This window comes from Sphingobium chlorophenolicum (genome assembly GCF_000722875.1).
GTDB classification, from domain to species: domain Bacteria; phylum Pseudomonadota; class Alphaproteobacteria; order Sphingomonadales; family Sphingomonadaceae; genus Sphingobium; species Sphingobium chlorophenolicum.
Genome location: NZ_JFHR01000074.1, coordinates 1 through 20,805, shown reverse-complemented (window position 1 = coordinate 20,805; position 20,805 = coordinate 1). Strand labels below are relative to the sequence as shown.

General features: G+C 64.4%; 18 protein-coding genes. 13 read left to right on the top strand and 5 right to left on the bottom strand.

What is annotated here, in order from left to right; genetic code table 11:
• Positions 1-392 precede the first annotated feature (392 nt).
• Positions 393-1,076 (bottom strand): TetR/AcrR family transcriptional regulator, encoded by a 684-nt coding sequence (locus BV95_RS20420; RefSeq protein WP_143761477.1) that lies wholly within the window; start codon positions 1,074-1,076, stop codon positions 393-395.
• A gap of 92 nt (positions 1,077-1,168) precedes the next feature.
• Positions 1,169-2,728, bottom strand: a complete 1,560-nt coding sequence (locus BV95_RS20415; RefSeq protein WP_051749919.1) for an AMP-binding protein — start codon at positions 2,726-2,728, stop codon at positions 1,169-1,171.
• Positions 2,729-3,069: 341 nt separating this feature from the next.
• Here BV95_RS20415 and BV95_RS20410 point away from each other — a divergent pair, with 341 nt between their 5' ends.
• From BV95_RS20410 to BV95_RS20375, 8 genes are all read left to right on the top strand, one after another.
• Positions 3,070-3,936, top strand: a complete 867-nt coding sequence (locus BV95_RS20410; protein ID WP_037456549.1) for a VOC family protein — start codon at positions 3,070-3,072, stop codon at positions 3,934-3,936.
• Positions 3,936-5,036 carry a Zn-dependent alcohol dehydrogenase gene (locus BV95_RS20405; RefSeq protein WP_037456547.1) on the top strand — a complete coding sequence of 367 codons (1,101 nt, stop codon included), beginning with the start codon at positions 3,936-3,938 and terminating at the stop codon, positions 5,034-5,036. Before BV95_RS20410 ends, BV95_RS20405 begins: the two co-directional genes overlap by 1 nt.
• 43 nt (positions 5,037-5,079) lie before the next feature.
• Positions 5,080-6,612 (top strand): acyl-CoA synthetase, encoded by a 1,533-nt coding sequence (locus tag BV95_RS20400; protein ID WP_037456544.1) that lies wholly within the window; start codon positions 5,080-5,082, stop codon positions 6,610-6,612.
• Positions 6,613-6,652: 40 nt separating this feature from the next.
• Positions 6,653-7,093, top strand: coding sequence for an SRPBCC family protein (locus BV95_RS20395; RefSeq protein ID WP_013849644.1), 441 nt, complete (start codon positions 6,653-6,655; stop codon positions 7,091-7,093).
• Between the two features lie 43 nt (positions 7,094-7,136).
• Positions 7,137-7,580 (top strand): DUF4334 domain-containing protein, encoded by a 444-nt coding sequence (locus BV95_RS20390; protein ID WP_037456541.1) that lies wholly within the window; start codon positions 7,137-7,139, stop codon positions 7,578-7,580.
• 54 nt (positions 7,581-7,634) lie between these two features.
• Positions 7,635-9,809: a molybdopterin-containing oxidoreductase family protein gene (locus tag BV95_RS20385; RefSeq protein ID WP_051749918.1), complete on the top strand. Its 2,175-nt coding sequence runs from the start codon at positions 7,635-7,637 to the stop codon at positions 9,807-9,809.
• An 89-nt stretch (positions 9,810-9,898) separates the two neighbouring features.
• Positions 9,899-10,678, top strand: a complete 780-nt coding sequence (locus BV95_RS20380; protein WP_037456536.1) for an SDR family oxidoreductase — start codon at positions 9,899-9,901, stop codon at positions 10,676-10,678.
• A 41-nt stretch (positions 10,679-10,719) separates the two neighbouring features.
• Positions 10,720-11,973 carry an acetyl-CoA C-acetyltransferase gene (locus tag BV95_RS20375; RefSeq protein ID WP_037456533.1) on the top strand — a complete coding sequence of 418 codons (1,254 nt, stop codon included), beginning with the start codon at positions 10,720-10,722 and terminating at the stop codon, positions 11,971-11,973.
• A 171-nt stretch (positions 11,974-12,144) separates the two neighbouring features.
• Here the strand turns inward: BV95_RS20375 and BV95_RS20370 are convergent, their stop codons facing one another.
• Positions 12,145-12,879, bottom strand: coding sequence for an IclR family transcriptional regulator (locus tag BV95_RS20370; RefSeq protein WP_013849639.1), 735 nt, complete (start codon positions 12,877-12,879; stop codon positions 12,145-12,147).
• A 231-nt stretch (positions 12,880-13,110) separates the two neighbouring features.
• On the opposite strand from BV95_RS20370, the gene BV95_RS20365 reads away from it, so the two are divergent.
• Genes BV95_RS20365 through BV95_RS20345 form a run of 5 tightly spaced genes read left to right on the top strand, consistent with a single transcriptional unit; the run spans position 13,111 to position 19,376 of the window.
• Positions 13,111-13,974: a MaoC family dehydratase gene (locus tag BV95_RS20365; protein ID WP_037456529.1), complete on the top strand. Its 864-nt coding sequence runs from the start codon at positions 13,111-13,113 to the stop codon at positions 13,972-13,974.
• Between the two features lie 2 nt (positions 13,975-13,976).
• Positions 13,977-15,425, top strand: coding sequence for a hydroxymethylglutaryl-CoA synthase family protein (locus BV95_RS20360; protein WP_037456526.1), 1,449 nt, complete (start codon positions 13,977-13,979; stop codon positions 15,423-15,425).
• A 2-nt stretch (positions 15,426-15,427) separates the two neighbouring features.
• On the top strand, positions 15,428-16,633 hold the full coding sequence (locus tag BV95_RS20355; protein ID WP_037456522.1) for an acetyl-CoA acetyltransferase: 1,206 nt from the start codon (positions 15,428-15,430) through the stop codon (positions 16,631-16,633).
• Between the two features lie 8 nt (positions 16,634-16,641).
• Positions 16,642-17,796 carry an acyl-CoA dehydrogenase family protein gene (locus BV95_RS20350; RefSeq protein WP_457920855.1) on the top strand — a complete coding sequence of 385 codons (1,155 nt, stop codon included), beginning with the start codon at positions 16,642-16,644 and terminating at the stop codon, positions 17,794-17,796.
• Between the two features lie 2 nt (positions 17,797-17,798).
• Positions 17,799-19,376, top strand: coding sequence for a long-chain-fatty-acid--CoA ligase (locus tag BV95_RS20345; protein ID WP_037456516.1), 1,578 nt, complete (start codon positions 17,799-17,801; stop codon positions 19,374-19,376).
• A gap of 154 nt (positions 19,377-19,530) precedes the next feature.
• On the opposite strand, the gene BV95_RS20340 is transcribed toward BV95_RS20345, so the two are convergent.
• Positions 19,531-20,625 carry a CaiB/BaiF CoA transferase family protein gene (locus tag BV95_RS20340; RefSeq protein ID WP_037456514.1) on the bottom strand — a complete coding sequence of 365 codons (1,095 nt, stop codon included), beginning with the start codon at positions 20,623-20,625 and terminating at the stop codon, positions 19,531-19,533.
• The coding region (locus BV95_RS20335; RefSeq protein ID WP_037456511.1) for an AMP-binding enzyme at positions 20,622-20,805 on the bottom strand (184 nt) is incomplete at its 5' end. The genes BV95_RS20340 and BV95_RS20335, both read right to left, overlap by 4 nt.

The window sequence follows — 20,805 nt, the reverse complement described above, 5'->3', positions numbered from 1 at the left end:
CTTCTACAAGGCGGCGGAAAAGCCCAAGGCGTCGGATGCCGAATTCATCGCCGCCGATGAATTCACGCTGGACCTGGACGATTTCGCCAGCCGCTTCGCCTCGGCGCGGGTCAAGGACGTCAAGAAGGGCAAGTGACACGCAGGTTCCGGTCCGTCGCGGGATGGACCGGAACCCTTTCCAATACATAGGTCATGCTGAACTTGTTTCAGCATCTATCGTGCCTTCATGCGCCTTGGTCGCATGGGGAGAAATGGATGCTGAAACAAGTTCAGCATGACGGGGGGGGGGCGGGGGTTGTGTTCCTGCGCAGGCAGCTACCCAGTTCCAACGCCCGGATTAGCTCCTGATCACGCAAGAGCATGCCGCGCTTCAACCTTGAAAAGGCAGGCGATCAGCTTTCCGCTTTGCCGGAAGCCTTGATGAGGGCGCGGAAAAATTCTTCGGTCTGCTGCTTCTGCAAGGCGAAGGCCGCATCGACCGATTGGCTGTCGCGATTGAGAAGCCGCTCCAGCGCGAGGCCGCGCACGGCGGCCGCCATCTGCATTATGGCATAGCCCGCCGCCCGGCGATCGGTCAGGCCCATCTGCCTGAATTCCTCGCCCAGCAGATGCTGTTCGATGATCTGACGGGTGCGGCCCACCTGCGCCAACCGCTCCGACAATTCCGGGTCGCCGCGCGCGCCGAGCATCACCTCCACGATCGCGAGCGCCTTGGGCTTTTTGTAAAGTTCCCAGGCATAATCCACCCGCGCCATGATGCGCGGCAGGCCCGCGGGGAATTTGCGGATATGATTCAGCGTCTCTTCCCGCATCTGGTCCAGGAAATGCTCCACCAGATCGGCGAACAGCGTCGCCTTGGTCGGGAACTGCTTCATCAACGCGCCGCGGCTGACGCCCGCCCGCCTGGCCACGGCCAGGGTGCTGGCGCCCGCATATCCGGTTTCATGGAGGCAATCAATGGCGGCTTCGAAAACCCGCTGCCGGGTGATTTCGCGCCGGACGGTATGAGGCCCCCGCGTACCAGGGCCCCCCGCCTTCGCGGGAGGTTTTTTCTTGGCGTCTATGGTATCTTGCACTTGGGTGACCGCTGTATTTTCCTGGCGAATCTCGCTAGCTTCTTTCTGATATATTGGCAACTCGGCGCCGGGGGCGCGCGGCCGTGGAGCGTTCAAATCTGGCGCGCGGCGTTGCGCCAATAGGGTTCGCGCAGCTTGCCCTTGAACACCTTGCCCGAATCTTCCCTGGGCATGTCCGACTGGAAGACGAAGGTCTTGGGCACCTTGTACCCGGCGATCTTCGTCCTCAATATCTGCTTCAATTCGTCGGGGTCGAGCCGCGCCGAGGCGTCGGGCTGGATGATCGCGGCGACGCTTTCGCCGAATGCGTCGTCGGGAATGCCGATGACCGCGCAATCGACCACGCCGGGAATCGCCATGATCGCGGCTTCGATTTCCGCCGGATAGATATTGACGCCGCCCGAAATGATGACGTCGGAATTGCGGCCGGTCAGGTAGAGATAGCCATCCTCATCCATATGCCCCACGTCGCCGAGCGTGATCAGGCCGCCGCGTTCCGAACCGCGCCGCTTTTCATCGTCGCCCACATAGGTGAAATCGGGGAAAAGCATCCGCCGTCCGTAGATCTGGCCCGTGCTGCCGGCCGGGCATTGCTGTCCGGCGGCATCGAGCACCGCCACGCGGGCGTCGTCCAGGACGCGCCCCACCGTTCCGGGGTGGGACAGCCATTCCTCCGACCCGCAGAAGGTCAGGGCGCCGGTTTCCGTGCCGCCATAATGTTCGAAGATGACCGGCCCCCACCAGTCGATCATCGCCTTCTTCAGATGGGGCGCACACGGCGCCGCGCCATGCATGACGAAGCGGAGACTGGACATGTCGTATCGCTTGCGCACGTCCTCCGGAAGCTGGAGGAGCAGGGCGAACATGGTCGGCACGACCAGCAGATGCGTGACCCGCTCCGCCTCGATCGTCGCCAGCAGCCGTTCCGCGTCGAACTTGGTCTCTATCACCACGCTGGCGTCGCAGCGCAGGAAGAAGTTGGACCAGGCGTTGGGGGCCGCATGGTAAAGCGGTCCGGGCGCCATGGCGACCATGGCCTCGCCCCGGTCTAGGAAGGGACCGGCGCCGTAGACATGGGCATAATGGGCGAAATTGGCCCTCGCCTCCTCCGGCGTGGGCGGGGCGCGCCTGACCGCCTTCGGCCGCCCGGTCGTGCCGGACGTATAGATCATTGATCCGACCGGCGGTACCGGGAGGGACTGGTCCGGCGCGAACCGGGCGATCCATTCGGACCAGTCGCCGACGCCGCCATGAACCGGATGCGGACCCGGCTCCGTCCCGGCGGACGCGCATGTCGCGAGGTGGAGGTTCGGCGGAAGCGACAGGCCCGGCGCGTCGAGCAGGTCCATATGGGCCAGAAGGAACCGGGCCTGCGAATTGACCAATATATATTCGAGTTCGGGGGCTGAATTATGCCAGTTGATCGGCGTCAGATAGGCGCCGATATGCTGCGCGGCCAGCGACAGTTCGATGAAGGGGAAATCATTCTTCAGCAACGTCGCCACCGCGTCGCCACTTGAAACGCCCAGCGATCGCAACGCGGCCGCGCCCCTCAACCCCTGTTCCCGGATCCGGTCGACCGGACGTCTTTCGGTGCCGATCCGCAGCCACGGGCCGGATGATGAAGTTGGTTCGCCCCCGGCGTTGATCATCGCTCCTGCTCCCAATCTTTCGCGACCGCATTTCGACGCGGACTTTTGCCGTCAATCTAGGATCATCAATGTCCCCTTATGGAAAAATAATCAACCCGGATGTGGAGGCGGATTCGGACGGGATGCTTGCATGATCGAAACGAAGATGTCATAAATCCAGCTATTATAACGGCTTGATGCTGCCCGCGGCGCCGCCTCTCCGCCCATGGCCGAAAATAGATTCTGGAATCATCATTGACTCTAAATTATGCTGCCATATAGTGGAGCGAGCAGGAGCGCGCCGCATGTCGCGCATCCGGGCGGGTCTTCGGTTCGCAATATAAAAACAGTGGGAGAGTGCGGTGTTCAAGATCGGCAAACTGTTTCATTTGACCCAGGTCGTGGAAGATCTGAACGACGCCGATCTGTGGTATAACCGCATCTTCGCGCCCTGCCGCTTCTATCGAGCCCTGATGCCCGAAGCGTTCCGGGACGCGTCCCTGCTGGCGATCAGCGATCTGGTGGTCGAACCCGTCCAGATCGCCGCCGGTCTTCCGGGCGTCGAGCGGTCGCCCCTTGCGCGGTTCAAGGCCCGTTACGGCAACCGGCTTCATTCCATCGCATGGTATGTCGACAGCCTGGAAGCCGCGTTCGAGGCCTGCCGGGCGCAGGGCGTCCGCATGTCCGACGTCACAGGCCGCACTGTCGAGGATATCGAGCATGTCGGCGCGATCAAATATTTCTGGACTCATCCTGCCGACACCCACGGCATCATCGAGTTCGCCCGCCTGATCCCGGAATATACCATCGATCCGCGCGCCCAGCCCTTCTGGTCGTCCGCCTATTGGCGCGATCAGCATCCGCTGGGCCTGACGGGTCAGATGACCATCACGACGGCGGTGCGCGATGTCGCCGCGGCGGCCGACACCTATCGGCGGCTGATGAGCGGGGTGGAGGTTCCGACCGGCTGGAGCGACGGGCGCAGCGCCTTCCAGGTGGGCGACGACACGATCGTGGAGCTGGTTCCGATCGACTCGCCCGAACTGGGCGGATTTGGCGACGGCGTTTTCGGCATGGCGTTCCATGTCGCCGATCTTGCCGCCGCGGAAGCATTTTTGCGGGATCTGGGGCTTCCCTATCGCCGCGCCGCCAATGGATCGATCGTGCTCGACCCGAAGGACGCTCTGGGAACGACCGTCGGGTTTGAGCAGGCAAAGGAGAGAATATAATGGGTTATCAGGCTCGCGCGGCGGTGCTTCGCGAATATGGCGGCGAAGTGTCGATCGAGACGATCGAGGTTGACGAACCCGCTGACAATGAAGTGCTGGTCCGGACTGCTGCCTGCGGCGTCTGCCATAGCGACCTTCATTTCAAACAGGGGGCCATGCCCCATTTCCCTGTCCCCACGGTGATGGGTCACGAAGCGGCGGGCGTCGTCGAAAAGGTCGGGAAGGCCGTCAGGGGCATTGAGGCCGGCGACCATGTCGTGGTCTGCAACACCATTTATTGCGGTACGTGCCAGCAGTGCCTGGTTGGCCGTCCGCATCTTTGCCTCGATCGCATGGGACCGGCCGCGCGGCGGCCCAAGGGCGCGCCGCCGCGTCTGAAGGGCGAGGGCGGGAAGCTGATTCCCTTCACCGACCTGGGCGGCTTTTCCGAACTGATGCTGCTGCCGGAACGCGCAGTGGTCAAGATCGACAAGGACATCCCGCTGGATCGCGCCGCACTGATCGGATGCGCCGTGCTGACCGGCGTGGGCGCGGCGCTCAACACCGCGCAGATCAAGCCGGGCGGGCGGGTCGCCGTCTTCGGCTGCGGCGGCATCGGCGCGTCGATCATCCAGGGCGCCCGGATCGCCGGCGCGCGCGAGATTTTCGCCGTCGATATCATGGAAAGCAAGCTGGAACAGGCGAAGTCGTTCGGCGCGACCGACGTCATCGATTCGTCCAAGGCCGATCCGGTCGCCACGATCCGCGAAAAGTGCGGCGGCGTCGACTATGCGTTCGATGCGGTGGGGAACACCCATCTGCTCTGCCAGTGCTTCTCGGCGCTTGGCCCTCGCGGCACCGCCGTTCTGGTGGGCGCGATTCCGGCCGGACAGAAGGTCGAGATTGAGGCGCGTGGTTTTCTGGGCGAAAAGAGCATCACGGGTTCGCTGATGGGCTCCAACCGGTTCAAGCTGGACGTTCCCTTCTATCTGGACCTGTATCGCCAGGGCAGGCTCGACCTTGACAGCATGATCAGCGCGAGGCGTCCTCTGGACCAGTTGAACGAAGCCTTCAAGGACATGGAAGGTGGCGCCGCGCTGCGCACCGTGATTACGTTCTGAGCATGAATGCGCCCCGAAAGAGGGCAAGTCGGAGAGCTATGTGATGGCAAGTGAAATCGTCAGCGGCGATCGTTCGATTTCGCAGCAAGCGATGCTGGTGCGTGCCGCGCAAGCGGCGGCGGGATTGAAATCGCTGGGCGTCGATGTGGAGGATACGGTTGCGTTGATCCTGCGCAACGACATCGCGTTCCTGGAGGCCAGTTTCGCGGTGGGACTGCTGGGCGCCTGTCCCGTCGCGGTGAACTGGCATTTCAGCGTGGCGGAAGCCGCCTATGTGATCAACGATTGCGGGGCCAAGGCGGTGATCATCCACGCTGACCTCCATGCCCGGCTGGCCGAAGCGATCCCCGCTACGGTGCCGGTGATCATCGTCGACACGCCGCCGGAGATCGTCGCCGCCTATCATCTGGGCGACTTCGCCCCTCCGGCTGCGGATGCGCTCCGGTGGGATAGCTGGCTTGCGGGCTTCGCGCCGGTCCAGACGGCGGTGACGTCGCCGGGCACGATCATCTACACGTCGGGCACGACCGGCAATCCCAAGGGCGTGCGCCGCACCAGGGCGACGGCCGAGCAGGCCGAGATCACCAACGCGATCATCGGCGGCGCCTATGGGCTGGATGCGGCGGAACCCGGCATCGTCAGCCTGGTCGCCGCGCCCATGTATCATTCGGCGCCCAACGCCCAGGCGCTGTTTTCCGTGCAGATCGGCGCGTCCGTCATATTGCAGCCTCGCTTCGATCCGGAAGAGTTGCTGGCCCTGATCGAAAAATGGCGGGTCACGCACATCTATCTGGCGCCGATCATGTTCAACCGGTTGCTTCAGCTTCCGGCGGAGGTTCGCGAACGGTATGACGTGAGTTCGCTGCGCTTCGTGGTCCATGCCGCCGCGCCCTGTCCGCAGCATGTCAAGCGGCAGATGATCGAATGGTGGGGTCCGATCATCCGGGAATTCTACGGCAGTACGGAAGTGCGGGCGATCGCCATCTGCACGTCGCAGGAATGGCTGGAACGTCCGGGCACGGTCGGCCGGGCGCTTCCGGGCGCGGTGATGAAGATATGCGACGCGCAGGGCCGCGTCCTGCCGCCGGGCGAGATCGGCGAACTGGTCTGCGGTTTCCCGACCGCTTCCGATTTCAGCTATCAGGGGGATGAGGAGAAGCGGCGGTCGGTCGATCGCGGCGGCCTGATCGCCACCGGCGACGTCGGTTATATCGACGAGGACGGCTATCTCTTCATCTGCGACCGGTCGAACGACATGATCATATCCGGCGGGGTAAACATCTACCCGGCGGAGATCGAGGCCGCGCTCGCCCGCGTGCCCGGCGTGCGGGATTCCGCCGTGTTCGGCATTCCCGACGAGGAATATGGCGAATCGGTGATGGCCGTCGTCCAGCCCGTGGAAGGGCAGGCGCTGACGCCGGAAGGCCTGGCGGAGGCGCTGCGCAAGGAAATTGCGAGCTACAAGATTCCACGGCGTTTCGAACTGGCCGACGACCTGCCGCGTGAGGATTCGGGCAAGATATTCAAACGCAAGCTGCGCGCGCCCTTCTGGGAAAAGGCGGGACGCCTGATCTGAATATTGTCGGTCACAAAGTTACAGGGAACGGATATTGGCGATGGGCGAAGCGATTATGAGCGGAGACTTTGCGGTCATTGAAGTGCGCGCAACGGTGGCGCGTTCGCCCGACGCGGTATGGGGACTGATCGGCGGATTTTTCGATCTGGGCACATTTCTGGGCGTCGAATGCGCGCCGCTTTCCGGTGACGGCGGGGCGGGAAGCGTCCGCATCATCGCTGGGGCCATCGTGGAGCCGCTGGTGGGCGCGACATCGCGCAGCTATACTTATTCGCAGACGGCGGGGCCGATGGCCGCGCTCCACTATCACGGCACGCTCGCCTGCGAGCAGGCCGAGGGCGGCGCGAGCGAGATCGTCTACACGATCCTCTACGATCAGTCCCCGCTGGGGCCGGACGAGCGGGTTGCGAACCGCACAAGGATCGAAGGCCGGTTCGGCGAAGTGGTCGAAGCGATGAAGCGATATTGCTCTGTGAATTGAATGTGTCGGCGCGGCGGAACGCCGCATCCGAAAGGAGAATAGCATGAGTGAAGCGGAAACGGGTGTCAGCGTTCAGGAACGGCTGGCGAGCATGGTCGCCAATGGCGAGCATGCCGATTACAAGAGCCTGAAGGCGATGTTCGCCGAACTGGAGCCGACGACCAACGAATTCATGTTCGGACAATGGCGCGGCGGCACGTTTAGCGACCGCGACACCGGCAATTTCTACGGCAAGCGCTTCAATTCGGAAGAGCATTGCGAACCGATGCTGCGGACGAAGGAAGACGGCACGATCTTCGCATGGCCGGATTGGGGCGAGGCGCGCCTGCGCGAGATCGCCTATGAGGGCAAGGTTCAGTCGACCATCATCTATGACGACCGGCCGCTGATGGACTATTTCCGCAAGGTCAACGACGATCTGGTGCTGGGCCTGGGCGACCTGAAGGGCCAGCCCAAGATGTTCTTCTGGCTCGCGCGCGACAAATGACCGCAGGCAGGCGGAGCGGCGAATTCCCGCTCCGCTGACGGGAGGAGGTCGACTATGGCCCAAGCTTTGGCGACGGGGGCGGACGGCTCCCACTTCACCTATTGCCGCCTGTGCGAGGCGCAATGCGGGCTGGTGGCGGAGGTCAGGGAAGGGCGGATCGTCAAGGTCGGCCCCGACCGCGCCCATCCCGTCTCCGAAGGCCATTTGTGCGTCAAGGGACCGGGCATGGTCTCCATCACCTATGATCCCGACCGCGTCCTGACGCCGCTGAAACGGACCGGCGCTCCCGGCGAATTCGTGCCTGTTGGCTGGGATGAAGCGCTGACCGACATTACGGCGCGTCTGAAGACGATAGTCGATCGGGATGGGGGCGGGGCGGTCGGCGTCTATGCCGGCAACCCCGCCTCCTTTGCCACGTTGCATTATGGTTATGCCAGCGCGTTCGGGCGCGCGCTGGGACCGGCGAAGATATTCAACGCGCTGCATGTCGACACGGGCGCGAAGAATCTGGCGCAGGAACTGCTGTTCGGCAGCCCGGTGCATTGGACCTTCCCGGACCTGGAGGAATGCGATTTCCTGATCCTGCTCGGCGCGAATCCGATGGTTTCGCACATGTCGATCATCTCCGAACCGCGGGCGCTGCATAAATTGCAGGCGATCCATGAGCGGGGCGGGGTGGTCGTCGTCGACCCCCGCCGGACCGAGACGGCCAGGCGGTTCGAGCATGTCGCCGTCCGCCCGGACAGCGACGCCTGGCTGCTCGCCGCCATGCTGAACCATATCTTCGCGCAGGGTCTGGAGGCCCGCGAGGTGCTGGACGGCCGCACCGCCGGCTGGACCCAATTGCGCGATGCGCTGCGCCCGATCACGCCTGAAATAGCCGCCGAACGCTGCGGTGTCGCGGCGGATGCGATCCGCGATCTGGCGGAACGCTTCGTGCGGGCGCGCACATCAGCCTGCTATGGCCGGGTGGGCACCAATCGCGGCCGTTATTCGACGCTGACCAATATATTGATCGAATCGCTCAATGTCGTGGCGGGCCGGTTCGGCGTGGCGGGCGGATGGGTGACGGGCCTTTCGCCCATCGCGAACCCCGACGCGCCGACGTCCTTTCCGCCCTATGGCGCCCAGCGGTCGCGCATCGGCAATTTCCCGCTGATCCTGAGCTATACGCCCGGCGGCACGCTGGCCGACGAGATCACCACGCCGGGGGAGGGCCAGATGAAGGCCCTGTTCGTGGATTCCGGCAATCCCGTCCATTCCTACCCGGAAGGGGACAAGACGGCCGCCGCGCTGGAGCAACTGGAACTGCTCGTCTCCATCGACTTCTACATGACCGAAACGTCGCGGCATGCCGACTATATCCTGCCGGCGATGACCTTCTATGAGCGGGAGGATTTGACCGACCTCTGGGTCACGAACGCCACGCGCCCTTGGGTGCAATATACGCCCCCAGTGATCGAGCCGCAGGGCGAGGCGCGGCTGGAATATGATATCTATGACGAAATATTGGAACGGATGGGCAGGCCCAGTCTGTTCGCGGCGCTCGGCACGGAGGAAAGGCCGCGTCCGGGGCTGATGCAGGCGGTCGACGCCATGTTCCGCATGGGCGCCTATGGCGACAAGTTCGGCCGCAATCCGGAGGGCCTATCGGTCGCCCGGCTGCGCGAGGAATTTCCCCATGGCGCCAGGGTCGCGGAGCGGGTGGACGCCGCCGCCTCCTGGTCGCGGGTGCGGACGGAGGATGGACGCGCGCGGTTGTGGCATGATGTCACCGACGCCGAATTGCAACGGCTGCTGGCGGAGGCGGCGCAGGACGATGGCGACGCGCTCTATCTGTTCGGCCGCCGCAAGCTCGGCTCGCTCAACAGTTGGATGCATAATGTCGAGCGGCTGGTCCGCTCCGATAAGCCGACCCTGCTGATGCATCCCGACGATGCCCGCGACCGCCAAATCGCCAACGGAGCCAGGGTGCGCATAGCCACCCCCGTCGCCACGCTGGAGGTGGAGGCGGAGATCAGCGACGATGTGGTGCGCGGTTCGGTCAACTATCCGCATGGATGGGGACATCAGGGCGGTTGGCGCCGCGCCACGGAGCTTCCGGGCGCGAATATCAACCTGCTTGCGTCGGCGCGGCCGGAGGATTTCGAACAGGTGTCGGGCATGGCCCATCTGGACGGCATCAGGGTGACCGTGGTGCTGCTGGAGGGGGCCGCGCCGTTATCGTAATGGCGGCGCTTGCGCCCCGAAATTCATCAAATATGCCGGGAAATGGGCTGCGCCCGATTTTCGTCCCGGCCAGCAAAGAGGACTGATATATGAAACTCGAAGGTCTTTCCGCCGTCGTGACGGGGGGCGCAAGCGGACTGGGCGCGGCGACTGCTCGCGCCCTGTCGGCCCATGGGGTGGAGGTCGCTCTGTTCGACCTGAATGAGGAAAGCGGCGAGGCTGTCGCCCGTGAGATTGGCGGCATCTTCTGCAAGGCCGACGTGTCGAGCGATGAATCGATCGAGGCGGCCTTCGCCAAGGCGCGGGAAGCGCATGGGCAGGAGAGGATCCTCATCAACTGCGCCGGTACGGGCAATGCGATCAAGACCGCTTCCCGTTCCAAGACCACCGGAGAAATTCAGCATTTCCCGCTGGATGCGTTCGAACGGATCATCCAGATCAATCTGATCGGCACCTTCCGCTGCATCGCGAAGTCGGCGGCGGGCATGCTCACGCTCGATCCGATGGAGGATGGTGCGCGGGGCGTCATCGTCAACACGGCGTCGGTGGCGGCGGAGGACGGCCAGATGGGTCAGGCGGCCTATGCGGCATCCAAGAGCGGCGTCGTCGGCCTGACCCTTCCGGTCGCCCGCGACCTGATGAGCGAAGGCATTCGCGTGAACACGATCCTGCCGGGCATCTTCAACACGCCCCTGATGAACAGGGCGCCGGAGGAAGTGAAGGCGGCGCTGGCGGCCAGCGTGCCGTTCCCCAAGCGCCTCGGCAATCCGGAGGAATATGCGAGCCTGGCCGTTGAGATGTGCCGGAACAGCTATTTCAACGGCGAGGATGTGCGGTTGGACGGCGGCATCCGGATGGCGCCGCGTTAATTGCGGCTTTTGGACGAATTTCAATATTGCAGGAGTCGCCGATGAGCGAAGTTTACATAGTGGATGCCGTGCGCACGCCGCGCGGGATCGGCAAGGTGGGCAAGGGCGCGCTGGCGGACATGCATCCGCAGCATCTGGCCGCCGCCACGCTCAAGGCCCTGGCGGAGCGCAACGCGATCCGCACGGAGGAAGTCGACGACATCATCTGGGGAACCAGCGCGCAAAGGGGACCGCAGGGCGGCGACATGGCGCGGATGGCGGCGTTGGACGCCGGTTATGACGTGCGGGCGAGCGGCGTGACGCTGGACCGCTTCTGCGGTTCGGGCATATCCACCGTCAGTCTGGCGGCGGGCATGATCAAGTCCGGGCTGGAGGACCTTATCATCGCGGGCGGGACCGAGATGATGTCGCTCACCGCGACCATGGCCCGGCAGGATGCCGCGCGCGGCGCGCCGCCGACCATGATGGATGCGGGCAATCTGCGCCTGCGCGCCCGTCACCCGCAATCCCATCAGGGCGTCTGCGCCGATGCGATCGCGACCCTTGAAGGGATTACGCGAGCCGATGTCGACGCGCTCGCCCTGGACAGCCAGCAGAAGGCGGCGCGGGCGATGAGCGAAGGCCGCTTCGACCGCAGCGTCATCGCCGTTCACCGGGAAGATGGATCGGTGGCGCTCGACAAGGACGAGTTCCCCCGGCCCCAGACCACGGCGGAAGGGCTTGCGGGCCTGAAGCCCTCATTCGATGCGCTGGCGGATTTCGCCCTGGATGAGAGCGGCACGACCTATCGCGGACTGATCAACGCCGTCTATCCCGACCTGAAGATCGAGCATGTCCATCATGCGGGCAATTCTTCCGGCGTCGTGGACGGCGCGGCGGCGCTTCTCCTCAGTTCTCCGGACTATGCGGCCCGGCAAGGCTGGAAACCGCGGGCGCGGATCGTCGCCACGGCCAATATCGGCGACAGCCCGACGCTGATGCTGAACGCCCCGGTGCCCGCCGCGAAGAAGGTACTGGCCAAGGCCGGATTGAAGATCGAGGACATCGATCTTTGGGAAGTCAACGAAGCCTTCGCCGTCGTCACGGAGAAATTCATCCGCGACCTGCGGCTGGACCGCGACAAGGTGAACGTCAATGGCGGCGCGATTGCGCTGGGCCATCCCATCGGCGCGACCGGGTCGATCCTGATCGGCACCGTGCTCGATGAGTTGGAGCGTCGCGACCTCAAGCGCGGGCTGATCACCATGTGCGCGGCCGGGGGCATGGCGCCTGCCATTATCATTGAGCGGGTGTAGGCTTCTTAATCCTCCCCATCGAGAGATGGGGAGGGGGACCGCGCGAAGCGTGGTGGAGGGGAAGGGGCGCGACCTCCGATTTTCCCCTCCACCATCGGCTGCGCCGACGGTCCCCCTCCCCACGCTGCGCGTAGGGAGGAATTTTCATTCCGAATGTCGCTCACCCCAGGATCAGTGGAGCTTTCCATGCGCGTCGGCGGCCAGGGCTGACAGGCGGGAGCCGATCGTTTCGAGCGTGTCGGCGTCATATTGACCGCTGAACAGGGTCGCCGTCACGCAGAAGCGGATATCGCCCCTGCGATCCGGAATGATGGAGGCGACGGTGGTGACGCCGCGAAGGAAATTGCCTTCGTCCGCCGCCCATCCGTTGATCTTCGCAAGCTTCATGTCCGCCAGGAACCGGTCGACCGTGGGCGGGTCTTGCCAGCGCAATTCCTCGATCGCCTGGCTGACCTCCGTCCGCGAGAGGCCTTCATGGGCGGCGATGCACCGCCCCATCGCGCCGATATGGATGGGCAGGCGCTGCCCCACGCTCAGATGGATGCGCGTCGAAAGGGCGTTTTCGACCGCTTCGATCAGCACGATTCGCCCCGCTCGTACCTGCCACAGGCCGCCCGACACGGAAAATTCGCGGGCCAGTATCTCCAACTGTTCGACGACCCCGCCCTGCCATGCCGCGATGTCTTCATCCGGGGCGAAGAGGCGATAGGGCGCCATGCCGATCCCGTAGAGCTTGGTGCGCGAATCGAATTCGACGAATTCCTCCGCCACCAGCGTCTTCAATATGTTGAAGCAGGAACTGGGGCTGATGCCGACGGCGCGGGCGATGCCGTTGACGCCCTGCGGGTCCGCCATGGCCAGGTGGCGCAGGATCGCGATGGCATTCACAACTGATCCGACCGCCATATCGCACTCCCCCTGTCTGACGCCAAGCACGGCCCTCTTAACCTGCCCGCAATGCACAAAAAAGGCCAATGATATTCCTGATGGAGAATATTATTATTCTCTCTATTGAATTATGCCAAGTGGTGGGATAGGAAATCAGTAGCTTGAACCGCCGGGAGTCGGACCGCGATGCGCCAGCGCATCGGCGTCCATCGATGTTTAGGAGAGACCCCAAGTGAATGGCGCCAGCCGATGACGATCGACCCCGCTTACCTTCTGGGCCTGCCGCCCAGGATCACGCATCATAATCTGACCCGGCGGGACACGATCCTCTATGCCCTGGGCGTAGGCGCCGGGCATGATCCCGACGATCGTTCCGAACTTCCCTTCGTCTATGAGGACGGGTTGCAGGCGTTGCCGACCATGCCGGTCGTCCTGGCCTATCCCGGTTTCTGGCAGAAGGAGCCGTCCTACGGCATCGATTGGAAGCGGCTGCTGCATGGGGAACAGTCCGTCACCCTGCACGCGCCCCTTCCCGTCGAGGGGGAATTGCGCGGCGAAACCACCATCGACATGATCGTCGACAAGGGGGCGGACAAGGGCGCGCTGCTCTATGCCAGCCGCCGCATCTACGACAACGCGAACCTGCTGCTGGCGACGGTCCGCCAGGTGTCCTTCCTGCGCGGCGACGGTGGTTGCGGCGGGCCGGGCGGCCAGCCCATTCCGCCCCATCCGATACCCGAACGGCCGTGCGACGCGACCGCGACCATGCAGACCCGGCCAGAACAGGCGCTGCTCTATCGGCTGTCGGGCGATTACAATCCCTTGCACCTGGACCCTGCCGTCGCGGCTGAAGCCGGACTTCCGCGACCGATATTGCATGGCCTGTGCACCTTCGGCGTGGCGGGCAGGGCGGTGCTGAAGCTGCTTTGCGGCAATGATTCCAGCCGGCTGAAGCGTCTCGATTGCCGCTTCACCGCGCCGACCTTTCCGGGCGACGCGATCCGCGTGTCGGTCTGGCGGGAAGGGCCGGGGAGGGCCGCTTTCCAGGCCGACGTTCCGGGCCGGAATGTGCTTGCGCTCAACAATGGCTATGTCGAATTCGAGGAAAACTGAACATGCCTGGCATAAAATCCTTCGGCGCCTATGTGCCGCGCCGCCGCCTTCAACGGGATGCCGTCTATCAGGCCAATCGCTGGTTCGCGCCGGGCCTGAAGGGCCTGGCCAAGGGCGAGCGGGCCATCGCCAACTGGGACGAGGATTCCGTCACCATGGCGGTGGAGGCTGCGCGGGATTGTCTGCGCGATCATTCCTCCGCCGAAGTGGCCACGGTGCTGCTGGCGTCCACCAGCCTTCCCTTCGCCGACCGCCAGAATGCCGGGATCGTCAAGGAAGCGCTGAACCTGTCCGATGCGGTCGGGACGCTGGATTGCGGCGGCAGTCAGAAGGCCGGGACGACGATGCTCATCCAGGCGTTCCATGCCGCCGCGGCAGGCCCGGTGCTGGCCCTGGCGTCGGAAAAGCGGCGCGCCCGGCCCGCGTCGGAGGATGAACTCGTCAACGGCGACGCGGCGGCGGGCCTGCTGCTGACGGCGGAGGACGGCATCGCCCGGCTGATCGGCACGCACAGCGTCTCGGTCGACTTCATCGACCATTTCCGGCCGAGCGGAGCCGAGTTCGACTATGGCTGGGAGAGCCGCTGGATTCGCGAAGAAGGTCACGGCAAACTGGCGCATGAGGCGGTTGCCGGGGTGCTGGAGGCAAATGAGGTGGCGGCTGGCGACATTTCCCGCTTCATCGCCGCCATTCCCGGAAAGGGCGCGGCCGCGTCCCTTGCGAAAAAGGCCGGAATTCGGGCCGAAGCGGTGGTGGACGACCTGTCGGCCGTACTGGGCCATGCCGGGACGGCGCAACCGCTGCTGCTGCTGGCCCATGCGTTGGAAAGCGCCGGGCCGGGCGAGAAGCTGCTGGTCGTCGGCTTCGGACAGGGTGCCGACGCGATCCTGCTGGAAACGACGCCCGCCATCGCCGACCGCCGGTCGTCGGGCGGCGTGTCGGCATCGCTGGCGCGTTCCTGCCCGGAAAGCAATTATATGAAATATCTGGCCTTTGCGGGCCATCTGCAACTCGAACTCGGCAAGCGCGCCGAATTTGAGCAGAAGCCGGTGCTGACGGCGCTGTACCGCAATCGCAAGGCGGTCATGGCGCTGGTCGGCGGGCGCTGCACCCGCACCGGGACGATCCAGTTCCCCCGGTCCGAAATCAGCGTCAACCAGAATGACGCCGCCGTCGGCACGCAGGAGGATTATCCCCTGGCTGACCGGCCCGCGAAGATCCTGACCTTCACGGCGGACAACCTGACCTACACGCCCGATCCGCCCGGCTATTACGGCATGATCGAATTTGAGGGCGGCGGCCGCATGATGGCCGAATTCACCGACGCCGATCCCGAAGCGATCGAAGTGGGCGCGCCGATGCGCATGATGTTCCGGGTCAAGGACCGGGATCAGCGCAGCGGTTTCATCAAATATTTCTGGAAGGCGGTTCCTGCCGCCGGGAGCAATTGACGATGGCAAATGGTATCAGGGACAAGGTCGCCATATTGGGCATGGGCTGCGCGCGCTTCGGCGAGCGGTGGGAGGATGACGCCGACCAGTTGATGGTCGAGGCCTATCTGGAAGCCATGACCGACGCCGGGATCGAGGCGTCGCAGATCGACGCCGCCTGGCTGTCCGTCGGGTTCGACGCGATGAACATCGGTCCTTCCGGCATACCGGCGGCCATCGCGCTGCGCCTGCCCAATGTGGCCGTCACGAAGGTGGAGAATTATTGCGCCAGCGGGACCGAGGCGTTTCGGGGCGCGGTTTACGCCGTCGCTTCGGGCGCGGCCGACATCGCCCTGGCGGTGGGCGTCGAGAAGCTGAAGGATACGGGCTATGGCGGGTTGCCGGTGCGCACCCGCGGCACCACGTTCGACATGATCGGCGTGGTCGGATCGGCGCCGGGCAATTTCGCGCAGCTTGCGTCCGCCTATCGGGCGAAGCACGGCATCGGCCGGGACGAGCTGAAGCGCGCCATGGCGCATGTGTCGGTCAAGAGCCATGCCAATGGCGCCAAAAACCCCAAGGCGCACCTGCGCAAGGTGATCGACATGGACACCGCGCTCAATGCGCCGATGATCGCCGAGCCGCTGGGCCTGTACGATTGCTGCGGCGTGTCCGACGGCGCGGCGGTGGCCATCGTCACCACGCCGGAAATCGCCCGCGCGCTGGGCAAGAAGGATCTGGTGACCGTCAAGGCGCTGCAACTCGCCGTTTCCAACGGCTGGGAATTGCAGGGCAATGGATGGGACGGCAGCTATTTCCACACGACCCGCATCGCCGCCGCCAAGGCCTATCGGGAAGCGGGCATCACCGATCCCGGCAAGCAGGTCGGGCTGATGGAAGTCCATGACTGTTTTTCCATCACCGAACTCGTCACGATGGAGGATCTGCATATCTCGGAAGAGGGCAAGGGCTGGAGGGACGTGCTGGACGGCCGGTTCGACGCCGACGGCTCCAATCCGTGCCAGATCGACGGGGGCCTGAAATGCTTCGGCCATCCGATCGGGGCGTCGGGCATCCGGATGATCTACGAAAATTATCTGCAATTGCTCGGCCGGGCCGGGGAGCGTCAGCGCTCCACGCCGCCGCAATTTTGTCTTTCCCATAATCTCGGCGGCATGCCGAACCAGAATGTCGCCGCGATCGCCATCGTCGGCATGGCAGGAGCTTGAACATGGCAATGGACCCGGATCTGCTGGCGCAGCTTGTCGACAGCGTGCGCCGTTACACCCGCGAAAAGCTGGTGCCCATCGAGGAGAAAGTGGCCGATGAGGACCGCGTGCCCGACGAGGTCATCCAGGATTTCCGGGATATGGGCATCTTCGGGCTGACGACCCCGGAACGCTATGGCGGCCTGGGCCTCGCCTCTTCCGAAGAGATTGAGATCATCATGGAGATGTGCTGGTCCTCGGCCGCCTTCCGTTCGGTGGTGGGGATCAATCTGGGCCTTGGTTCGCAGGGCATATTGATGGACGGCACCGAGGAGCAGAGGGATTATTGGCTGCCCCGCATGGCCAGCGGGGAAGTCATCACCAGCTTCTGCCTGACGGAACCGGATTCCGGGTCCGACAGCGCCGCGCTGCAGACGCGGGCGGTGCGCGACGGCGACGATTATATCCTGAACGGGACGAAGCGTTTCATCACCAATGCGCCGATTGCCGGGCTGTTCCTGGTCATGGCGCGCACCCACCCGGAACGCCTGCCCAAGAATGCGCATGTCACCGCTTTCCTGGTGCCCGCCGACACGCCCGGCGTGCGTCTGGGCAAGAAGGACCGCAAGATGGGTCAGTCGGGCGCATGGTCGAGCGACGTCTATCTGGAAGATGTGCGGGTTCCGGCCAGCGCCATCGTCGGCGGCGTGGAGGGCAAGGGCTTCGGCACGGCGATGAAGTCGCTCGACCGGGGGCGGATCAACGTGTCGTCGGTCTGCATCGGCCAGGCGCGCCGCATCCTGCACGAAGCGACGAAATATGCGGTGGAGCGCAAGCAGTTCGGCCAGCCCATCGGCGAGTTTCAGCTTATCCAGGCGATGCTGGCCGACAGCAGGGCGGACCTGTACGCCGCCGAATGCATGTTGCGCGACGTGGCGCGCCGCTATGACAGCGGTGAGCGCGTGTCGCTGGAAGCGTCGTGCACGAAGATGTTCGCATCGGAAATGGTGGGGCGGATCGCGGATCGCGCCGTGCAGATTCATGGCGGCGCGGGCTATATGCGCGACAGCGCCGTGGAGCGCTTCTATCGCGACGTGCGGGTGTTCCGCATCTATGAGGGCACGACGCAGATACAGCAGACCATCATCGGGAAGGAACTCATCCGCCGGATGGCGGAGGCTTGACGATGACATTGGACGCCAGCCCGCTCCCGCCCCCGCTGGGCGACACCCTTCGCGCAACGGCCAGGCTTGCGCCGAAAAGCACCGCGATACGCTTCGCGGGCGAAGAGATCGACTATGCGACCTTGCAGACGCGCGTCTTCCAGGTCGCCAATGCGCTCACCGACGCCGGTCTGAAGGCAGGGGACAGGATCGCGATCCTCGCCCGGAACGACGGCGCCTATTTCGAACTGCTGTTCGGGGCGGCGACCATTGGCGTCGTGCTGGTTCCGCTGAACTGGCGCCTGTCCGCGCCGGAGGTCGCCTATATATTGGAGGATTCCGCGGCCCGTTTTCTCTTCGCGGATGCGGCCTCCCGCGAACTGGCGGAGGTGGCCGCCGCGCTGACGGCCGCGCCGCCCGCGATCATGCCCATCGGGACCGGCGACGGCGCGGGCTTCGAAAGCTGGCGCGACGCGGCGTCCAGCGCCGATCCGGAAACGCCGGTCTCGTCCGGTGACGTGGCTCTCCAACTCTATACTTCCGGCACGACGGGGCGGCCGAAGGGCGCCTTGCTGTCCCATCATGCGCTGAACGCCATTCGCCTGTTCCAGCCGCCGGAGGTCGAATGGTGCCAGTGGACGTCGAAGGATGTCTGCCTGATCTCCATGCCGCTCTTCCATATCGGCGGGATCGGCATGGCCTTTTCGGCGATCCACAATGGCGCGACCATGGTCATCTCCGGCGAATTCAGCGCCGATGCGTTGTTCGACTTCATCGAAGGCGACGGCATCACCAAGCTGTTCCTCGTGCCGGCCGCGATCCGCATCGTCCTGGACCATCCGCGTGCGCGCCAGACGGATTACAGCCGGATCAAATATCTCGTCTACGGCTCCAGCCCGATTTCGCAGGCGCTGATGTCCGAAGCGCAGGCGGTTTTCGGATGCGGCATGGTGCAGGTCTACGGCATGACAGAGACGGCCGGGACCATCGTCGCGCTGACGGCCGAGGATCACCGGCTGGGCGACGAACATCTGTTGCGGTCGGCGGGCAAGGCGCTGCATGGCGTCGAACTGGCCATTCTCGATGGCCAGGGGAAAAGCGTACCGCCCGGCGTGGTGGGCGAAGTCGCCATGAGGTCGCCGTCGAACATGAGCGGCTATTGGCGGTTGCCGCAGGAAAATGAGAATTGCTTCACCGCCGACGGTTATCTGCGGTCGGGCGACGCGGGCTATATCGACGAGAATGGCTATTTGTTCATCTGCGACCGGGTGAAGGACATGATCATCTCCGGCGGCGAGAATGTCTATTCGGCTGAGGTGGAGGAAGCGCTGCTGACCAGCGACGCGGTTGCCGAAGCAGCCGTGATCGGCGTGCCCGATGACAAATGGGGCGAAGTCGTCAAGGCGTTCGTGGTGGCCGCGCCGGGGGTCGTCGTGGATACGGAGGAACTGCGAGCCTGGGTGAAAGGCCGTCTGGCGGCGTTCAAGGTGCCCAAGACTATCGAGGTCATCGATGTCCTGCCGCGCAATGCCGCGGGCAAGGTGCAACGCAACGTTCTGCGCGAGCCTTATTGGCGGGGTCGGTCGCGCAATATCGGCTGACCGGCCTCTCTATTCCTCCCCATCGGGAGATGGGGAGGAATAGAGAGGCCGAAGGCTGGTGGAGGGGAAGGGGGCACGACCTCCGAATTTCCCCTCCACCACGCTTCGCGCGGTCCCCCTCCCCACGCTTCGCGTAGGGAGGATTAAGGGTGAATCAAACTCCCCACCGCTCCAGCAACGCTTGAACCGCCAGCGGGTCCGTTTGGCTGGCTTGTATCGCGCTGGGCGTGCGGTCGAAGCGGGGTGCGGGGGCGGGTTGCATCATGCCTGCATGCTCCACAAAGGCTTCCCGCGCCTTGTTATGGACGCCGTGCGGCGCTTCCTCCATCGACAGGACCGGCGCGAAGCAGACGTCCGTCCCTTCGAACAGCGTGCACCAATAGGGGCGCGGTTCGGCCTTGAACCGCGCCGCGAGATTGGCCTTGAGCTTCGGCCAGAGGGCAGGATCGGCCTGATCGCGAAATTCCGGATCGGCGATCTCCAGCAGGGTCAGCAGGCGTCCGTAAAATTGCGGTTCTATGCTGGCGATGGAGATCCACTTGCCGTCCGCGCATTCATAGACGTCATAATAATGCGCCGCCCCGTCCAGCCGGTTGCTTTCGCGGGAGTCCGTCCATCGCCCGTCGTTCAGATAGCCGTACATCATCGACATCAGCGACAGCGCGCCGTCGCAGATCGCGGCGTCCACGACCTGGCCTTCCCCGGTCTGCTTCGCATGGTGCAACGCGGCGAGCAGGCCGACGGCCAGGTACAGCGCACCCCCGCCGAAATCGCCGACCAGATTGAGCGGCGGTATCGGCCGGTCAGCCCGCCCGATGGCGTGCAGCGCGCCGGAGGTCGCGATATAATTGAGGTCGTGCCCGGCCATCTGGGAATAGGGGCCGGTCTGTCCCCAGCCGGTCATCCGCCCATAGACCAGACGCGGATTGATCCCCCTCAGGACATCCGGACCCAGGCCCAGCCGTTCCATGACGCCGGGCCGGAACCCTTCTATGATCATGTCGGCCTGACTGACGATGGCCAGAACCTGCTCCACGGACTGGGGATTTTTCAGGTCGAGCGCGAGATGGTGCCTGCCCCGGCATGTCACGGCATCGCGGGCGACGGTCGGCTGACCGGCGCGGTCGATCAGCAGAACCTCCGCGCCCAGATCGGACAACAGCATGCCGCAGAAGGGCGCCGGGCCGATGCCTGCAAACTCGACCACGCGCACGCCGGTCAGCGGCCCGCCTGTCTTTTGCTCGCTCATGCCGCCTGCACTCCAGAGATCTTCAACCCTTCCTTGAGTCTGCGCTTGAAGATTTTGCCGCTATCGTCGCGCGGGAGGGCGTCGACGGCGATGATGCTGCGGGGCACCTTATAGCCAGCGATGGACTGGCGCAGGAAGGTCTGGATGTCGGCTTCGGGCAGGCTGTCCTTCAGGGTCGGG